Source organism: Clostridium senegalense, assembly GCF_018916625.1.
GTDB classification, from domain to species: Bacteria; Bacillota; Clostridia; order Clostridiales; family Clostridiaceae; genus Clostridium_J; species Clostridium_J senegalense.
On record NZ_JAHLNC010000001.1, the window covers coordinates 757,900 to 773,380 of the forward strand.

A 15,481-nucleotide genomic window follows, 5' to 3' on the forward strand; every position below is an offset into this window, starting at 1 on the left:
TTAGTATATAGTTACTCTTCTCAATTGATAGTAAAAATTTAATGTATAAATTAAATTTAAAACCTCTCAATAAAAATCAAAGAAAGAAGTGTTCATCATTGAAATTAGCATTAGTTGATTTTAGAATTTCTCAAGAAGAAATTAGAGCTCTTGAAAATTTAAATTGTATAGTAATGAAATGTCCTCCTTGTAATAAACTTTATGATGCAGTTTGTGGACATCCCGATATGCTCATAAATGTAATTTCTAATAAAAAATTAATGGTACATCCTGATATGAATACAGATTTTATTAACATTTTGAAAAATAAATATAATATATCTTTTATGTATTCAAATAATAGACTTACAGATAATTACCCTTATGATATATTTTTAAATGCAGTAAATTTAGATAACTATTTTATACATACTTTAAAACATACAGATAAAAAACTTTTGAATTTAGTTTCTCACAAAAATTTAATAAATGTTAAACAAGGATATTCTAAATGTTCTACTGCAATAATAAATGAAAAAGCATTGATAACTACTGATAAATCTATTTATAATGCCTTATCACATTATGATTTAGATGTTTTGTTACTTCCATCAGGAGATATAACTCTTCCTGGTTTAGATTATGGATTTATTGGTGGAACCTGTGGTCTACTAGATTCTAAGCATTTAGTCTTTTACGGTTCTTTAAATCAATATAAATTTAAAGATAATATTCTAAAATTTTTAAATAAACATAATGTCACACCTGTTTATCTATCTGATACCAAACTAATAGATAGAGGAAGTATTTTCTTTTTAGATATTTAGGCTTTTAGATTAGACTCTTAATTTATTATATTTTGATTTATAGTTTTTTGTTAAAAATTAACTTCGACTTTTAAATTTGTAAATTTACAAATTTTAAACTTAATTAAACCTCTTTGAAAGTTACATTTGAAATTTAATAGTTTATTTAAGACTAATTAATTTTTAATGTAGCTTTAACTCTAATTTTTGTAAATATGTATTAAAATAATTTTTTAAACACAAAAAAACTCATTACACAAATGTAATGAGTTTTTGGAGGCGCCACCCAGATTTGAACTGGGGATAAAGGCTTTGCAGGCCTCTGCCTTACCACTTGGCCATGGCGCCAAATTGGAGCGGAAGACGGGATTCGAACCCGCGACGTTCACCTTGGCAAGGTGACGCTCTACCACTGAGCCACTCCCGCATTTTTGGTGGCTCGAGCAGGAATCGAACCAGCGACACGAGGATTTTCAGTCCTCTGCTCTACCGACTGAGCTATCGAGCCTAAAATTTATTTAATTAAATGGCGACCTAGAAGGGACTCGAACCCTCGACCCCCGGCGTGACAGGCCGGTACTCTAACCAACTGAGCCACTAGGCCAAAATGGTGGTCACAACAGGGTTCGAACCTGTGACCCTCTGCTTGTAAGGCAGATGCTCTCCCAGCTGAGCTATGCGACCATCTCTTGTGCTCTCACTGAGCACATTTACATAATACAAAATCTTTAACCATATGTCAACACTTCAGTTATTAATTACATTAATTTATTTTTATTTTTCTTTTATTTTATTGTTGTTTCTTTATTTTGCTTTATAATCTATTTTTTATATATAATGCTTAAATTTTCTTTTTATTTTCTATTATTTATAGAGAGATGCAATCTATAACTTAAATTTATACATCAAATTTTCATTATCAGTTAAGAAAAATAAGTACAAATATAATTAGTTAAGAATTATGAATTAAGAATTTAGGATGAAAGTGACAACCACTTTCTGAAAATGATTTTTAAAAATCTATAAATATAATTTGCTTTGCAAATTTATAAAAAGATATGTTGAGAATTACTAGAAACGAAGTGAGTAGTAATAACCACAACTGTTCACTATTAACTAAAATATAAGATTCCAATTTTTTAATTTAACTTCAATACTTTAAACAATATACTTATCATAAGTTAAATATTTTTTTGGAATCCTATATCTTAAATTTTAGGTTTTTACGTTATTATTTCTCAATTTCTTTTAATAATTTACCTATATCTTCTTGAGTAAAATCATAACTTTTATTACAAAAATGGCACTTAAGTTCTTCTGTTTTTCCATCATCATATATTTCTTGTAAATCTTTTTTTCCTATACTTATTAATGCATTTTCAACTTTTTCTCTTGAACAATCACACTCAAACTCTAAAACACCCTCATCATAAAACTTTACATCCATATCATCAAATAGAGAATTTATAATATCCTGTACCGTTTTTCCATCACTTATCATTGTTGTAACTGAAGGTATTTCTTGAAGTCTATAACTTATAATATCTGCTACAAAATCAGATGCACCTGGCATCATTTGTATTATAAATCCACCAGCAGCTTTTATACTTAAATCTCTATCAACCAAAACGCCAACTGCTACTGCTGAAGGAGTTTGCTCTGAAACAGTAAAGTAATATGCTAAATCATCACCTATTTCACCAGTACATATTGGCACTTGACCTACATACGGTTCTTTTAGTCCCATATCTCTTATAATTTGCAGATATCCATCTGTTCCTATAGCTCCACCTACATCTAGTTTTCCCTTACTATTTAAAGGAAGATCTACACTAGGATTTCCTATGTATCCTTTAATTTTTCCATCGGTATGAGCTGTTACCACAACACCTTTTGCATCTCCACCTCCATTTATTTGTAATGTTAAACTATCATTTTCTGATTTTAACATAGCACTCATAAGTCCTGCTGATGTAAGCATTCTTCCTAACGCTGCAGATGCTGTCGGTGTGCAATTATGTATTTTAGTAGCCTTTTGTACCATATCTGTTGTTATAGCTGCTATTATTCTAACCTCTCCATCTTTAGCTGTTGCTCTTATTATCTTATCCATAAATCTCCAACCTCCTATTTACAATTAATATTAAAACATTATTTTCTTACTACATAAGTTATTCTTTCACTATCTTTTGTTATTTCTTTATCTTCATAACAATCTAATATGCAATTTACTTTAAATCCTATTTTATTTAGAACATTTAATATAAATTTACTTTCATACGCCCTCTCTATATGTTCTTCATCAAACCTTTTATAAACTTGTCCTTCTTTAACAAAAAATGTTAGATACATATTTACTATGTCATCTTCAAGATAATTTTCCCAAATATAGACAACATCTTCACTATCATAATTAAATACATTATTGCCTAATATATTTAATAATTTATTACTAGAATTCATATCAAAAATGAAAGTTCCACCTATATTTAACACTTCATAAACACCTTTGAAGTAATCTTCTAATGCTTCTTCTTCTATTATATAATTAGTAGAATCTAAACAACATGTAATAAGATCAAATTTATTTTTTATTTTCAAATTACATATATTTTGACAAAGCACCTTTGCTCTTATAGACTTTTCTCTTAATTTTTCCTCTGCCACAGTAAGCATTTCTTGAGATAAGTCTACAGCATATACATTCTGAAATTTTTCACCAACCTCGACAGTTAAATTTCCAGTTCCACAAGCCAGATCTAAATAATTTTTTCTTTCTATATTAAGTTCATCACATATGCTTAATATTTTAGTTGCCCATTTTTTATAATCAACGTCTCCATATATAAGTTCATCATAAATAGTAGCAAAATCTTTATAACAACTCACTATTGAACCTCCATCCTCTATATATTATAAATATATCTTCGTTTTAAAATCTATTGCAATTATATATTAAAAACTTCTTATTCTATACAATTTATAAGATTTAATGTTTATAGCTTTTCTTAATATATAATACTAAATTGTTAAAATACGCACAAGAAGGTTTTTTGTTAATCATTTATTTCATTATTTTTGGGTATTTTAAGTTGCTTTTTCTTTTTAGTCATTAAACCACCTATTCTACCACTTTCTTCTGTAGTCAAACTGCTCCAACCATGTTTTTCAACTTTATCTTTAAGACCTAACTCTTCTGCTATTTCATATTTCATTTTTTCTCTCAATTTTTCATAAGGAGTTAGTTCTCTATTACTTTTCAACTTTGCTTTTATAACTTTTTTTAATGGTGTTTTTCCCATAAAAACCCCTCCTATCGTATTAATATTCTTTACGATAAAAGGATTTTTATACATAAAAAGACTTGCAAAACGCAAGTCCTTTTATTGTTCAATATAGGTATATTTAAAATCTATAGTTCCCCACATAGGTCTAGTAAAGTTTTTAATTTCTTTTCTAACATATATATTCCTTATCTTCCATAAGCATGGACTAATAACACTATCTTCTTCTACCAATATTTTTTCCGCCTCATTAAATAATTCCATTCTACTCTTTTGATTATTAGTTCTAGAAGCTTCTCTTATTAATCTATCATACTTTTCATTAGACCAACCTGTTTGTATTATCCCAGCTGTAGATGACCATATATCAAAAAACGTGCTTGGATCATTATAATCACCAATCCAACTTTGAGCTGCCATTTGATAATCCATAGCCCTAGTTTTCTGTTGAAACTCAACCCAACCAACATATTCTATATCTATATTTACACCTAATTTTTTTTCAAAAATACTCTTTTCTAACTCACTATAATATTTAGATTTCTCATTTATTTCTGATTGTAAATATTTAAATGTATGATTTTTAGGATCTGGATCTAAACCAAGCTCCTTAAGTCCTTCTATTAGCAATTGTTTAGGATTATCATATTCTTTTTTCAAGTTATTCACTGGGAAATAATTCACATTCGTTCTATATTCTTCGCTCCCCAATTGAACACCTGGCGGACACCAACCTAATGCTGGTTCTGCTAAATTTCTAAAATCATCTTCACAGGCTTCTTCTCTTGCTGCTGCAATTATAAACGCTTTTCTTATTTTATTATTTTTAAAATATTCATCCTGTTGATTAAATATAGTATAATTTACTGAACCATCATAACCTTTTTTTATATTGAAACTGTTACTATCATTTAACTTTTCAATAGTTATTTTATCATAAACATTTGCTATGTCTAAATCTCCGTTTAAAAGTTCATTCATTTTTCTTTCTTCATCCTGCACAACTTTCATTGTAATTTTTTCTAATTTAACGGATTTTTCATCCCAATATTTTTTATTTTTCACAAGTTGAATCTCATCATCGTGAGTCCAACGAGATATAATAAAAGGTCCTGTGTAAACCATATATTGTGAACCTGATCCATATAGTTCCCCATATTTTTCTACTATGTCCTGTCTTTGAGGTTCCATAACTTTAAAATAAGTTAAGTTTAAAAAATATGCCGTTGGTACTTCTAAAGTTATTTGCAATGTAGATTCATCTATTTTCTTTACTCCTAATTCTCTTTCAGGAACTTGTCCTAAATTAAAATCTTCTGCATTTTTTATTGGATATAATAGAAATGCATATGGAGAGTTAACTTTTGGAGATAGTGTTCGTGTTATCCCATATATATAATCCTCTACCTTTACAGGCTGACCATCACTCCACTTCATATCTCTTAACTTAAAAGTCCAAACTAACCCATCATCAGATACAGACCATTTTTCAGCTCCTGCCGGTTTTATAATATCTTCACCATTTTCATCAACTTCTATTCTAGTAAGCCCTTCCATAACATTAGTTAAAACTTGAGATGAATAAGTATCTACTGTTTTTGATTGATCTAAAGTTTTAGGATCGGAATCTAAAAGCACTTGGAGATGATTTTTATCCTTTTCTACTATTTTATCCTTATTTTCTTTTCCTTTATTACATCCTACTAAAGCAATCATACAAAGAATAACTGCAATAGATATTTTAAATATATTTTTAAACTTCATCTCTACTACTCCTTAACTTATATTAAGACTCTGTTAAATCTTTTTACACTTTTAGCAAAATAGATAATTTTCTCATAATTAATGTGATATCTTTTCAAATTTTCCTTAATTCATCACTTCATAAAAATATCTATATATTAATTATATATTAATTATATGTAAATATTCAATTATATTAATATATTATCATATAAATCTTATAAGGGAAATAATCTTAATTTTTTAACACATCATTTTAAAATTATATATAGTTTCAAATTTCAACTTATACTTTTATCAAGTGAAGATTTTTAGTTTAAATAAAACAATTTAGTAGGTGATCATTTACAATTTAAAATAAGAAAAAGTGACGCACACAACGCCACTTTTCTTATTTTTATATTTATGTTATTCTCTTCCTGAAGTGTATACATTTTTTAAATCAGCAGTTCCAAATGTAGGAGATATATATCCTTTAACAAATTTACGAACATATGTGTTTTTAAATCTCCACACACCTTGAGTTATAACTGCATCATCAACTAATAATAATTTTTCTGCTTCTGCAAAAAGTTTAGCTCTTTCTTCAGTATCCATTGTTTTAGTCGTTTTATTTATTAACTCATCATATTTTTCACTTGTCCAACCTGTTGGAACTATTCCAGCAGTAGACATCCACATATCAAAGAATGTCATAGGATCATTATAATCTCCACCCCAAGCTTGAGAAGCTATTTGGAAATCTAATTGTTTAGTTCTATCTTGGAATATAGGCCAATCAACATACTCAACTTGTACATCTACACCTAAAGCTTGTTTAACATTTTGTTGTTCAAATTCAGCAAATTGTTTATTTGTAGCACTTGTTCCAGATTCTAAATATTTAAATGTGTGTTTTGATGGATCTGGATCAAGACCTTCTTCTTTTAATCCTTCTATTAATAACGCTTTTGGATCAGAATTTTCTTTTTTAATTTCATCTAAAGCATTAAATTTAATCTTTTCTCTAAATTCAACATCGCCAATTTTAACAGCCGGAGGACACCAAGCTGTCGCTGGCTCTGCTAAATTTCTATATAAAGTAGAACATGCACCTTCTCTATCTTTAGCAATAGCATATGCCTTTCTTATTTTTTTATTTTTGAAATACTTGTCATTTATATTAAACATTGTGTAAGTTGTTGAACCGTCATAGCTTTTCTTAATTTCAAAGGCATCCATTTTATCAAGTTTTTCTATCCACTCCGGTTTAGAAACACCAGCTATATCTAAAGACCCATTATATACTTCATTCATCCTTGCATTTTCATCTTTTATAATCTTCATTGTAGCCTTTTCTAGCTTAACATTTTCTGCATCCCAATACTCTGGATTTTTTTCTAATTCTACTTTATTGTTATGAACCCACTCTTTTATAACAAATGGTCCACAAAATACCATTGTATTTGCATCCGTACCATATTTGTCCCCAAATTTTTCAACTATATCTTGTCTTTGAGGTTGCATTACTTTAAAGTATGTTAACTCTAAAAAATATGAACATGGATTTTCAAGGGTAAATTCTAGGGTTTTATCATCTATTTTTTTTATTCCAACATCTTCCACTTTTGCTTTTCCACCATTATAAGCTTGTGCATTTTTAATTGGATATAATAAGAATGCATATGGTGAAGCTACTTCTGGATTTAAAGTTCTTGTAATACCATAAACATACTGGTCTGCTGTTACAGGCTGTCCATCATTCCACTTCATATTATCTCTTAATTTAAAAGTCCACTTTAATCCATCATCTGATTTTTCCCATGATTCTGCTCCAGCTTCAATTACTTTTTCTTGTCCATTTTCATCTACAGTTAGTCTTGTTAATGCTTCATTTACATTTGTTAAAACTTCAGATGAATATTTATCTGTTGACTTAGATTGGTCAATTGTTTTAGGCTCGTCCTGTAATATTACATTAACATATTGCTCCTTATCTATTTTTTCTTTACCTTCTTCTGCAGCATCCCCAGTACCTTTTCCAGCACTTCCACATCCAGTAAATACCATTGACGTAGTCAATGAAAGTGTAAGTAAAGCTGCTAATATTTTCTTGCTCTTCATAAGATTTCCCCCTTTTATTACCATTACGCACCATTACAGGTAAAAGTAAATCAATAATTTACTTATTGCTAACTAGCGTATATTGTAAAGTTTATTTTTTTAATTTAAAATTACCTTATACTTATGATTATATATATACATTTAAATAAATCAATAACATTGTCACATTTTTTACAATATTTTAAAAATATATACATTTGCATAACATTTAATAAGAGAAGTTCATTTTTAAACTAATTTATTAACTTTTTAATAACTTTGTTAATTTTTTTAAAATATTTCTACATGCTTCTTGCTTTAATATTATTTTTTTACATATAAAGTTGATGTTTTTTATCTTTTTTAATTTTTGATTTTTAAATTTAAAAGCGATTTCAAAATAATCTTTTATTTTGAAATCGCATGTTTTATTTATCTATTCTCTACCTGATATATAGGTGTGTTTTAATTCTACTTCACCCCACATTGGAGACATATAGTTTTTAATATAATTTCGAACATAGGTATTTTTAAATCTAAACACCGTTGGTCCTATAACAGCCTCATCTACTAGTAACAACCTTTCTGCTTCTTCAAATATTTTAACTCTTTCATTCTGATCTGTAGTTTGACCTGCTTTCTTTATTAACTCATCATATTTTTCACTTTCCCATCCATTAGGAGCCATTTTAGCAGTTGATATCCACATATCAAAGAATGTATTTGGATCATTATAATCACCAAGCCAACCTTTATGAGCCATTTGGTAATCTAATTTATTAGTTCTTTCTTGGAATATTGGCCATTCAACATAATCTATATCTACATTTACACCTAAAACACTTTTGAAATTTTGTTGCATAAAATCACCAAATTCTTTGGATCTAGCATCAGTTCCAGATTCTAAGTATTTAAATGTATGCTTTGTTGGATCTGGATCCATATTTTCTTCTTTAAGACCTTCTATTAATAATGCCTTTGGATCTGTAGTGCCTTCTTTCTTTAATTCATCTAAGAAATTAAAATCAACTTTCTTTCTATACTCTTCTCCACCAATTTGTATTCCTGGAGGACACCAAGCCGTTGCCGGTTCTGCTAAATTTCTAAATAAAGTTTTACTCATTCCTTCTCTATCCATAGCATAAGTAAATGCCTTTCTTATCTTTGCATTTTTAAAATATGGATCTGTAAAATTATATGCTATATACCACGCAGTACCATCGTAACCTTTTTTAACTTCAAAATTATTAGTTTTATCCAATTTTTCTATCCATTCCGGCTTAGAAACACCAGCTAAATCTATAGATCCATTATATAATTCATTCATTCTTGAACTTTCTTCTTTTATAATCTTCATAGTAACTTTTTCTAACTTCACCGCATCTTTATCCCAATAGTTAGGATTTTTAACTAATTCAACTTTGCTTTGATGAACCCAATCAGTTATCATATAAGGACCTGTAAACAAGAACGTATTTGCCTCTGTTCCATATTTATCTCCATGTTTTTCTATTAAATCTTTTCTTTGTGGTTCCATAACTTTAAAATACGTAAGTTCTAAGAAATAGGTACATGGTGCTTCTAGCGTGAACTCTAAGGTAGATTCATCAACTTTTTTAAGTCCTAAGTCTTCTGCTTTAGCTTTTCCTGTATTAAATGCCTGTGCATTTTTTATAGGATACAACAAATACGCATATGGAGAACCAGTCTCTTTATTTAAAGTTCTAGTTATACCATATATATAATCATCTACAGTAACCTTTTGTCCATCGCTCCAATTCATATCTCTCATTTTAAAAGTCCATTTTGTTCCATCTTTAGACATTTCCCAAGATTCTGCACCAGCTGGTACAATTGTATCTTTTCCATCCTTATCTACTTCTAAACGAGTTATAGCTTCCATTGCATTTCCTAAAACTTGAGACGACACTGTGTCTGTTGCTTTAGATGGATCTAATGTTTTAGGTTCTGCACCTAAAATCATATTTAAATATTGATCTTTATCCATTTTTGCTTCTTCTTTATTGTCATTTTTACTATTCTCACCTTTTTTTACATTTCCGCAACCTGCCAAAAAAACAGACATTCCTAAAGAAATTGTTAATAAAGCTGCCAACAACCTTTTCCCTTTCATATTCCCTACCCCCTTAATTTTTTTATTTCTCTCTTAATATATATTCTTAAACAGCTTAAGTAATTCTATTTTTAAGTTTTATTAATACAGTTTAAACCATATATTAATAGTTAAACCATTTTCTTCATAGCCTAATGAAAGTTTCACCATTATGTATTATTAAAAATTTGTATTTTAAAATGTTTTTTAAAGGGCCATTCCATAACTGGAATAGCCCTTATCTTTTTATTAACGACCTGAAGTATATAGATATTTAAGATCCATAATTCCAACGCCAAATGTTTTTGTTGTTGCATTTTTTACATACTTACGAACATATGAATTCTTAAATCTATAAACTGTTGGACTAAACACTGCTTCATCATAAACTAACATTTTTTCTGCCTCTGCAAATAACTTAGCTCTTTCTTCTGGATCTATAGTTTTAGTTGTTTTTTGTATTAATTCATCATATTTTTCATTTTTCCATCCACTGTGCACAACGCCAGCTGTAGACATCCACATATCAAAGAATGTCATAGGATCATTATAATCTCCTGTCCATCCCATTGAAGCTATTTGATAATCTAGTTGTTCTTCTCTACTTTGGAAAACAGCCCATTCACAAAATTCTGATTTTAAATTTACGCCTAATACACTTTGGAAATTTTGTTGTTCAAAATCAGCAAATTCTTTAGAGGTTGCATCTGTTCCTGCTTGTAAAAAGGTTATTGTATGCTTAGATGGATCTGGATCTAACCCTAATTCTTTTAATCCTTCTATAAATAAAGCTTTTGCATCTGGGTTTTCCTTTTTAAGTTCCTCAACAGGATTGAACTCAATTTTCTTTCTATACTCTTCATCACCAATCGAAACTGCTGGAGGACACCAAGCTAATGCCGGTTCTGCTAACCCTTTATATAAAGTTTCACACATACCTTCTCTATCTGTTGCTAGCATAAATGCCTTTCTTATTTTTGCATTTTGGAAATATTTATCCTTGTGATTAAAGAACATATATGCTGATGAACCATCATAACTTTTTAAGACTTCGAAGTTGCCACTATCATCAAATTTCTTTATCCATTCTGGTTTACTAACTCCAGCCATATCTAAAGAACCATTGTAAAGCTCATTCATAGCAGAACTTGTTTCCTTTATAATCTTCATTGTAGCTTTTTCTAATTTAACATTTTCTGCATCCCAGTATTCAGGATTTTTTTCTAATTCAATCTTATTATTGTGTACCCACTCTTTCATTTTAAAAGGTCCACATGACATCATAGTCTCTGCTTCTGTTCCATATTTATCTCCATACTTTTCTATTACATCTTCTCTTTGTGGTTGCATTACTTTAAAATATGTTAAATTTAAAAAGTAAGAGCATGGATTTTCTAAAGTAAATTCTATAGTTTTATCATCTATAGCCTTTACCCCTACATCTTCTAATTTACCTTTTCCACCATTATATGCTTGTGCATTTTTAATTGGGAACAATAAGAATCCATATGGTGAACCAACATCTGGGTTTAACGTTCTAGTTATACCATAAACATATTGTTCAGCTGTTACTGGCTGTCCATCAGACCACTTCATATCCCTTAATTTAAATGTCCATTTTAGTCCATCTTCTGACTTTTCCCAACTTTCTGCTCCAGCTTCTTTAATTACTTCCTTGCCATTTTCATCAGTTTCTACTCTTGTTAGCGCTTCATTTATATTTGTTAAAACAATAGATGAATATAAGTCACTTGATTTTGATTGATCTAGTGTTTTAGGTTCTTGAGTTAACCACGTATTTATATACTGCTCATCATCCATTTTTGATTCTTCTTTATTATCCCCACCTGCTGCATTGTTATCATTTTTTTTACTTTCCCCACAACCAGTTAAAGCTAAAGATGCAGTTAAGGAAAGTGTTAATAAAGCTGCTAATAATCTTTTACCTTTCATAAAAATAGCCTCCCTTTTATCAACCTAAGCAAATGAATAATTCACTTGGCAATATTATATACTTATATATATTTGAAAAGAACTTAAAAAATTACTTTTTTTTACTTAATTGTAATTTTTAATTATACCTATAGCGTATATTAAAGCTCTACTCAAATCAAGTTACTTTTTTATGAACTTTGAAATAATTTAATAATATAAATTCATATTTCTGAATATATCAAAGCTATTTATACTGTTGAAAAGGTTTTTATACCTCTTTTCTTTATTTTTTGACATCTTTTTTTTACTTTATTGCATCTTATTTTAGTTAACAATCTTTATTATTTATTTAAAAAAGAAAATATTTTAATATTTTCTTATAAGAAAATATAACATTTTTAAACTTTTGTATGCAAATATGAATATTTATATACAATTTTAAACATATGTATAATTCTAGCAACTTTATTGCAATAAAATATCTTCCTTTTAAGCTTTTACTACATTAAAAGAAGAATGGCTTCAAATGAATAAATTCATTTAAAACCATTCTTTTTTATAAAAACTTCATATCATATTTTATAATAAATGACATGCTACAAAGTGGTTTGGTTCAACTTCTTTGAATTCTGGATTTTTTTCACTACAAATAGGTTTAGCATATCTACATCTAGCTGCAAATCTACATCCTGGTTTTGGATTTATAGGACTTGGAACTTCTCCCTCAAGAGCTATTCTATTCTTATTCCTTCCAATTTCCGGGTCTGGTATAGGAATTGCTGAAAGTAGCGCTTGAGTATATGGATGCAATGGCTTTTCGTATAAATCATGACTTGATGCAAGTTCAACCATAGTACCAAGATACATAACACCAACTCTATCTGATATATGCTTAACCATAGATAAATCATGGGCAATAAATAGATAAGTTAATCCCAGTTCCTTTTGTAATTTTATAAGCAGATTTACTACCTGAGCCTGTATTGACACATCTAGTGCAGATATAGGCTCATCACAAACTATAAAATCTGGTTCTATAGCAAGAGCTCTGGCTATACCTATTCTTTGTCTTTGTCCACCTGAAAACTCATGTGGAAATCTTGACGCGTGCTCCTTATTTAATCCAACCAATTGCAAAAGGTGATATATTTTATCAGTTCTCTCTTGACCACTATATAATCCATGTATATCTATACCTTCACCAATTATATCACCAACAGTCATTCTAGGATTTAATGATGCATATGGGTCTTGGAATATTACTTGAGCTCTTCTTGCAAATTGCTTTTTTTCTTTTTTATTTAGCTTACTTATATCATGACCATCAAACAATATTTCTCCATCTGTAGCTTCATAAAGTCCCATAACTGTTCTACCACAAGTTGTTTTACCACAACCTGACTCACCAACAAGTCCTAAAGTTTCACCTTTATAGATATGAAAACTAACATCATCAACAGCTTTTAGTGTAGCATTTTTTCCTACATTAAAATATTTTTTTAAATTTTTAACATTTATTAAAATTTCATTATTATCTTTTTTTCTTCTATCACCAGCCATTACTCTTCACCTCTTTTCAGAACTTCAGGAACTTCAACCTTAGGTGCCATTGAATGTTTTAACCAACAAGCTACTTCATGAGTATCACTAATAACTGTAACCTCTGGCATTGCTTCTCTGCAAATTCCCATACAATATTCACATCTAGCTGCAAAAGGACATCCAACAGGTGGCTTTATCAAATCTGGAGGTGTTCCATTTAATGCATATAATACATCTTTATTCTTAGTATCTAATCTAGGAACTGATTGCAATAGCGCCCAAGTATATGGATGCTGTGGATCATAGAATATTTCATCTAAATTTCCTCTTTCTATTATTTGTCCTGCATACATAACTTGAATTCTATCAGCAACGTCTGCAACAACACCTAAATCATGAGTTACCAAAATAACAGCTGTTCCAAGCTTTTCTTGTAAATCTCCTATAAGATCCATAATCTGCGCTTGAATAGTAACATCAAGAGCAGTAGTTGGCTCATCTGCTATAAGAATCTTAGGGTTACATGCAAGCGCTATAGCTATCATAGCCCTTTGTCTCATACCACCTGAAAATTCATGTGGATATTGATAAGCTCTTTTATCTGCATTAGGAATATTAACAAGATCAAGCATTTTTATAGCTTCTTTCATAGCCTCATCTTTACTCATTCCTCTATGAATAATTAAACTTTCTGATATTTGTTTTCCAATTGTCATAGTTGGATTCAAAGAAGTCATAGGATCTTGGAATATCATAGATATATCCGCACCTCTAAGCTCTCTTAATTCTTTTTCATCCATATCTAAAACACTATTCCCATCAAATTCAATTTTACTTCCTTCTTTAATCTCTGCTGGCATCGGTTCTGGAAGCAATCTCATTATAGCTTTCGCTGTAACAGTTTTACCACAACCAGATTCTCCAACTACTGCCAATGTTTCACCTTTATTTAAATGAAAGCTTATACCTCTTACTGATTGAACTTCACCAGCATAAGTATGAAACGAAACTCTCAAATCTTTTATATCTAATATTTTTTCCATAGCTATTCCCTCCTACTACTGACGTAATTTTGGATCTAATGCGTCTCTCAGACCATCTCCAAGTAATTGGAATGATAGCATCGTTAAAGAAATCGCTAATGCTGGGAAGAACAATTGCTCTGGATAGAATATTAAGTTCTGTTGAGCAGCTGATGCCAATGCACCCCAGCTTGTGTCTGGTGATTGTACGCCAAGTCCAATATAACTTAAAAATGCTTCACCAAATATAAATCCAGGTATATCAAATGTTATGGCAACAATCATAACACCTAGTGTGTTTGGTATTAAGTGTCTTGCTATTATTCTTGATGAACTTGCACCTAGTGCCTTTGCTGCAAGAACATATTCTTGCTCTTTTATTTGTAGTAATTGTCCTCTAACAAGTCTAGCCATATAACACCATCCTGTAACGGTCATGGCTAAAATCAACGCTCCAATTCCCTTGCCAAATATCAAAGAAAATAATATTACTATTATTAAATAAGGTATACTTACTAATATTTCTAATATTCTCATCATTATATCATCAACTATTCCGCCAAAGAATCCTGCAACGCCACCATATATAGCACCAAGAACTGTATCTATAATAGCTCCAACAAGACCTATAAATATAGATACCCTACCACCTTGCCACACTCTTCCAAAAGTATCTCTTCCTAATTGATCTGTACCAAACCAATACTGTGAATTTGGTGGTTGATTTACTAAATCATTGTTTGTAACTTCAAAACTTACGCCAGATATAGCTCTTGCTATCATAGGACCTATAATAACCATTATAGTTAAAGCTATTAATATACAAAGCGATACTATTGCAACTTTGTTTTGTTTTAATCTTCTCCAAGCGTCTTGCCAATAAGTCATACTAGGTCTTAAAATTAAATCTGAATCTAACTCTTTACAACCTATAATTTCAAATTTTTCTTTTGATAATTCTGCCATAATACACAC

At 29.7% G+C, this 15,481-nt stretch carries 11 protein-coding genes and 5 tRNA genes; 1 reads left to right on the forward strand and 15 read right to left on the reverse strand.

Going from position 1 to position 15,481, the window contains the following annotated elements:
- Positions 1-98 precede the first annotated feature (98 nt).
- Positions 99-806, forward strand: a complete 708-nt coding sequence (locus KQI36_RS03640) for a DUF6873 family GME fold protein (RefSeq protein ID WP_216449641.1) — start codon at positions 99-101, stop codon at positions 804-806.
- A gap of 253 nt (positions 807-1,059) precedes the next feature.
- Here KQI36_RS03640 and KQI36_RS03645 read toward each other — a convergent pair.
- The 15 genes from KQI36_RS03645 to KQI36_RS03715 all read right to left on the reverse strand — a co-directional run bounded on the left by KQI36_RS03645 (position 1,060) and on the right by KQI36_RS03715 (position 15,472).
- Positions 1,060-1,133: transfer RNA gene (locus KQI36_RS03645), tRNA-Cys, on the reverse strand.
- A 4-nt stretch (positions 1,134-1,137) separates the two neighbouring features.
- Positions 1,138-1,212, reverse strand: a tRNA-Gly gene (locus tag KQI36_RS03650).
- 5 nt (positions 1,213-1,217) lie between these two features.
- A tRNA-Phe gene (locus KQI36_RS03655) sits at positions 1,218-1,293 on the reverse strand.
- A 19-nt stretch (positions 1,294-1,312) separates the two neighbouring features.
- Positions 1,313-1,389, reverse strand: a tRNA-Asp gene (locus KQI36_RS03660).
- 4 nt (positions 1,390-1,393) lie between these two features.
- Positions 1,394-1,469, reverse strand: a tRNA-Val gene (locus KQI36_RS03665).
- 547 nt (positions 1,470-2,016) lie between these two features.
- Complete coding sequence (hslO, locus tag KQI36_RS03670; RefSeq protein WP_216449642.1) at positions 2,017-2,898, reverse strand: Hsp33 family molecular chaperone HslO; 882 nt, start codon at positions 2,896-2,898, stop codon at positions 2,017-2,019.
- A 38-nt stretch (positions 2,899-2,936) separates the two neighbouring features.
- Positions 2,937-3,674, reverse strand: coding sequence for a class I SAM-dependent DNA methyltransferase (locus KQI36_RS03675; protein WP_216449643.1), 738 nt, complete (start codon positions 3,672-3,674; stop codon positions 2,937-2,939).
- 167 nt (positions 3,675-3,841) lie between these two features.
- On the reverse strand, positions 3,842-4,087 hold the full coding sequence (locus KQI36_RS03680; protein ID WP_010293088.1) for an alpha/beta-type small acid-soluble spore protein: 246 nt from the start codon (positions 4,085-4,087) through the stop codon (positions 3,842-3,844).
- Between the two features lie 81 nt (positions 4,088-4,168).
- Positions 4,169-5,833 carry a peptide ABC transporter substrate-binding protein gene (locus tag KQI36_RS03685; protein ID WP_216449644.1) on the reverse strand — a complete coding sequence of 555 codons (1,665 nt, stop codon included), beginning with the start codon at positions 5,831-5,833 and terminating at the stop codon, positions 4,169-4,171.
- Between the two features lie 387 nt (positions 5,834-6,220).
- Entirely contained in the window at positions 6,221-7,915 is a 1,695-nt protein-coding gene (locus tag KQI36_RS03690) for a peptide ABC transporter substrate-binding protein (RefSeq protein WP_216449645.1), read from the reverse strand.
- 415 nt (positions 7,916-8,330) lie between these two features.
- A complete protein-coding gene (locus tag KQI36_RS03695) occupies positions 8,331-10,028 on the reverse strand; it encodes a peptide ABC transporter substrate-binding protein (RefSeq protein WP_216449646.1) in 1,698 nt (565 codons plus the stop codon).
- Between the two features lie 228 nt (positions 10,029-10,256).
- Positions 10,257-11,960, reverse strand: a complete 1,704-nt coding sequence (locus KQI36_RS03700; RefSeq protein WP_216449647.1) for a peptide ABC transporter substrate-binding protein — start codon at positions 11,958-11,960, stop codon at positions 10,257-10,259.
- Between the two features lie 561 nt (positions 11,961-12,521).
- On the reverse strand, positions 12,522-13,502 hold the full coding sequence (locus KQI36_RS03705) for an ABC transporter ATP-binding protein (protein WP_010293098.1): 981 nt from the start codon (positions 13,500-13,502) through the stop codon (positions 12,522-12,524).
- The gene (locus KQI36_RS03710) at positions 13,502-14,527 is read right to left on the reverse strand and encodes an ABC transporter ATP-binding protein (RefSeq protein WP_216449648.1); all 1,026 of its coding nucleotides are present in this window, start codon (positions 14,525-14,527) and stop codon (positions 13,502-13,504) included. Before KQI36_RS03710 ends, KQI36_RS03705 begins: the two co-directional genes overlap by 1 nt.
- Before the next feature lie 15 nt (positions 14,528-14,542).
- Complete coding sequence (locus tag KQI36_RS03715) at positions 14,543-15,472, reverse strand: ABC transporter permease (protein ID WP_216449649.1); 930 nt, start codon at positions 15,470-15,472, stop codon at positions 14,543-14,545.
- Positions 15,473-15,481: the final 9 nt, after the last annotated feature.

What these genes read in the sequence shown, in the direction of transcription:
- KQI36_RS03715 (WP_216449649.1), bottom strand. Translation starts at nt 15,472, where the DNA reads ATGGCAGAATTATCAAAAGAAAAATTTGAAATTATAGGTTGTAAAGAG.
- KQI36_RS03690 (WP_216449645.1), bottom strand. Translation starts at nt 7,915, where the DNA reads ATGAAGAGCAAGAAAATATTAGCAGCTTTACTTACACTTTCATTGACT.
- KQI36_RS03700 (WP_216449647.1), bottom strand. Translation starts at nt 11,960, where the DNA reads ATGAAAGGTAAAAGATTATTAGCAGCTTTATTAACACTTTCCTTAACT.
- hslO (WP_216449642.1), bottom strand. Translation starts at nt 2,898, where the DNA reads ATGGATAAGATAATAAGAGCAACAGCTAAAGATGGAGAGGTTAGAATA.
- KQI36_RS03695 (WP_216449646.1), bottom strand. Translation starts at nt 10,028, where the DNA reads ATGAAAGGGAAAAGGTTGTTGGCAGCTTTATTAACAATTTCTTTAGGA.
- KQI36_RS03710 (WP_216449648.1), bottom strand. Translation starts at nt 14,527, where the DNA reads ATGGAAAAAATATTAGATATAAAAGATTTGAGAGTTTCGTTTCATACT.
- KQI36_RS03705 (WP_010293098.1), bottom strand. Translation starts at nt 13,502, where the DNA reads ATGGCTGGTGATAGAAGAAAAAAAGATAATAATGAAATTTTAATAAAT.
- KQI36_RS03685 (WP_216449644.1), bottom strand. Translation starts at nt 5,833, where the DNA reads ATGAAGTTTAAAAATATATTTAAAATATCTATTGCAGTTATTCTTTGT.
- KQI36_RS03680 (WP_010293088.1), bottom strand. Translation starts at nt 4,087, where the DNA reads ATGGGAAAAACACCATTAAAAAAAGTTATAAAAGCAAAGTTGAAAAGT.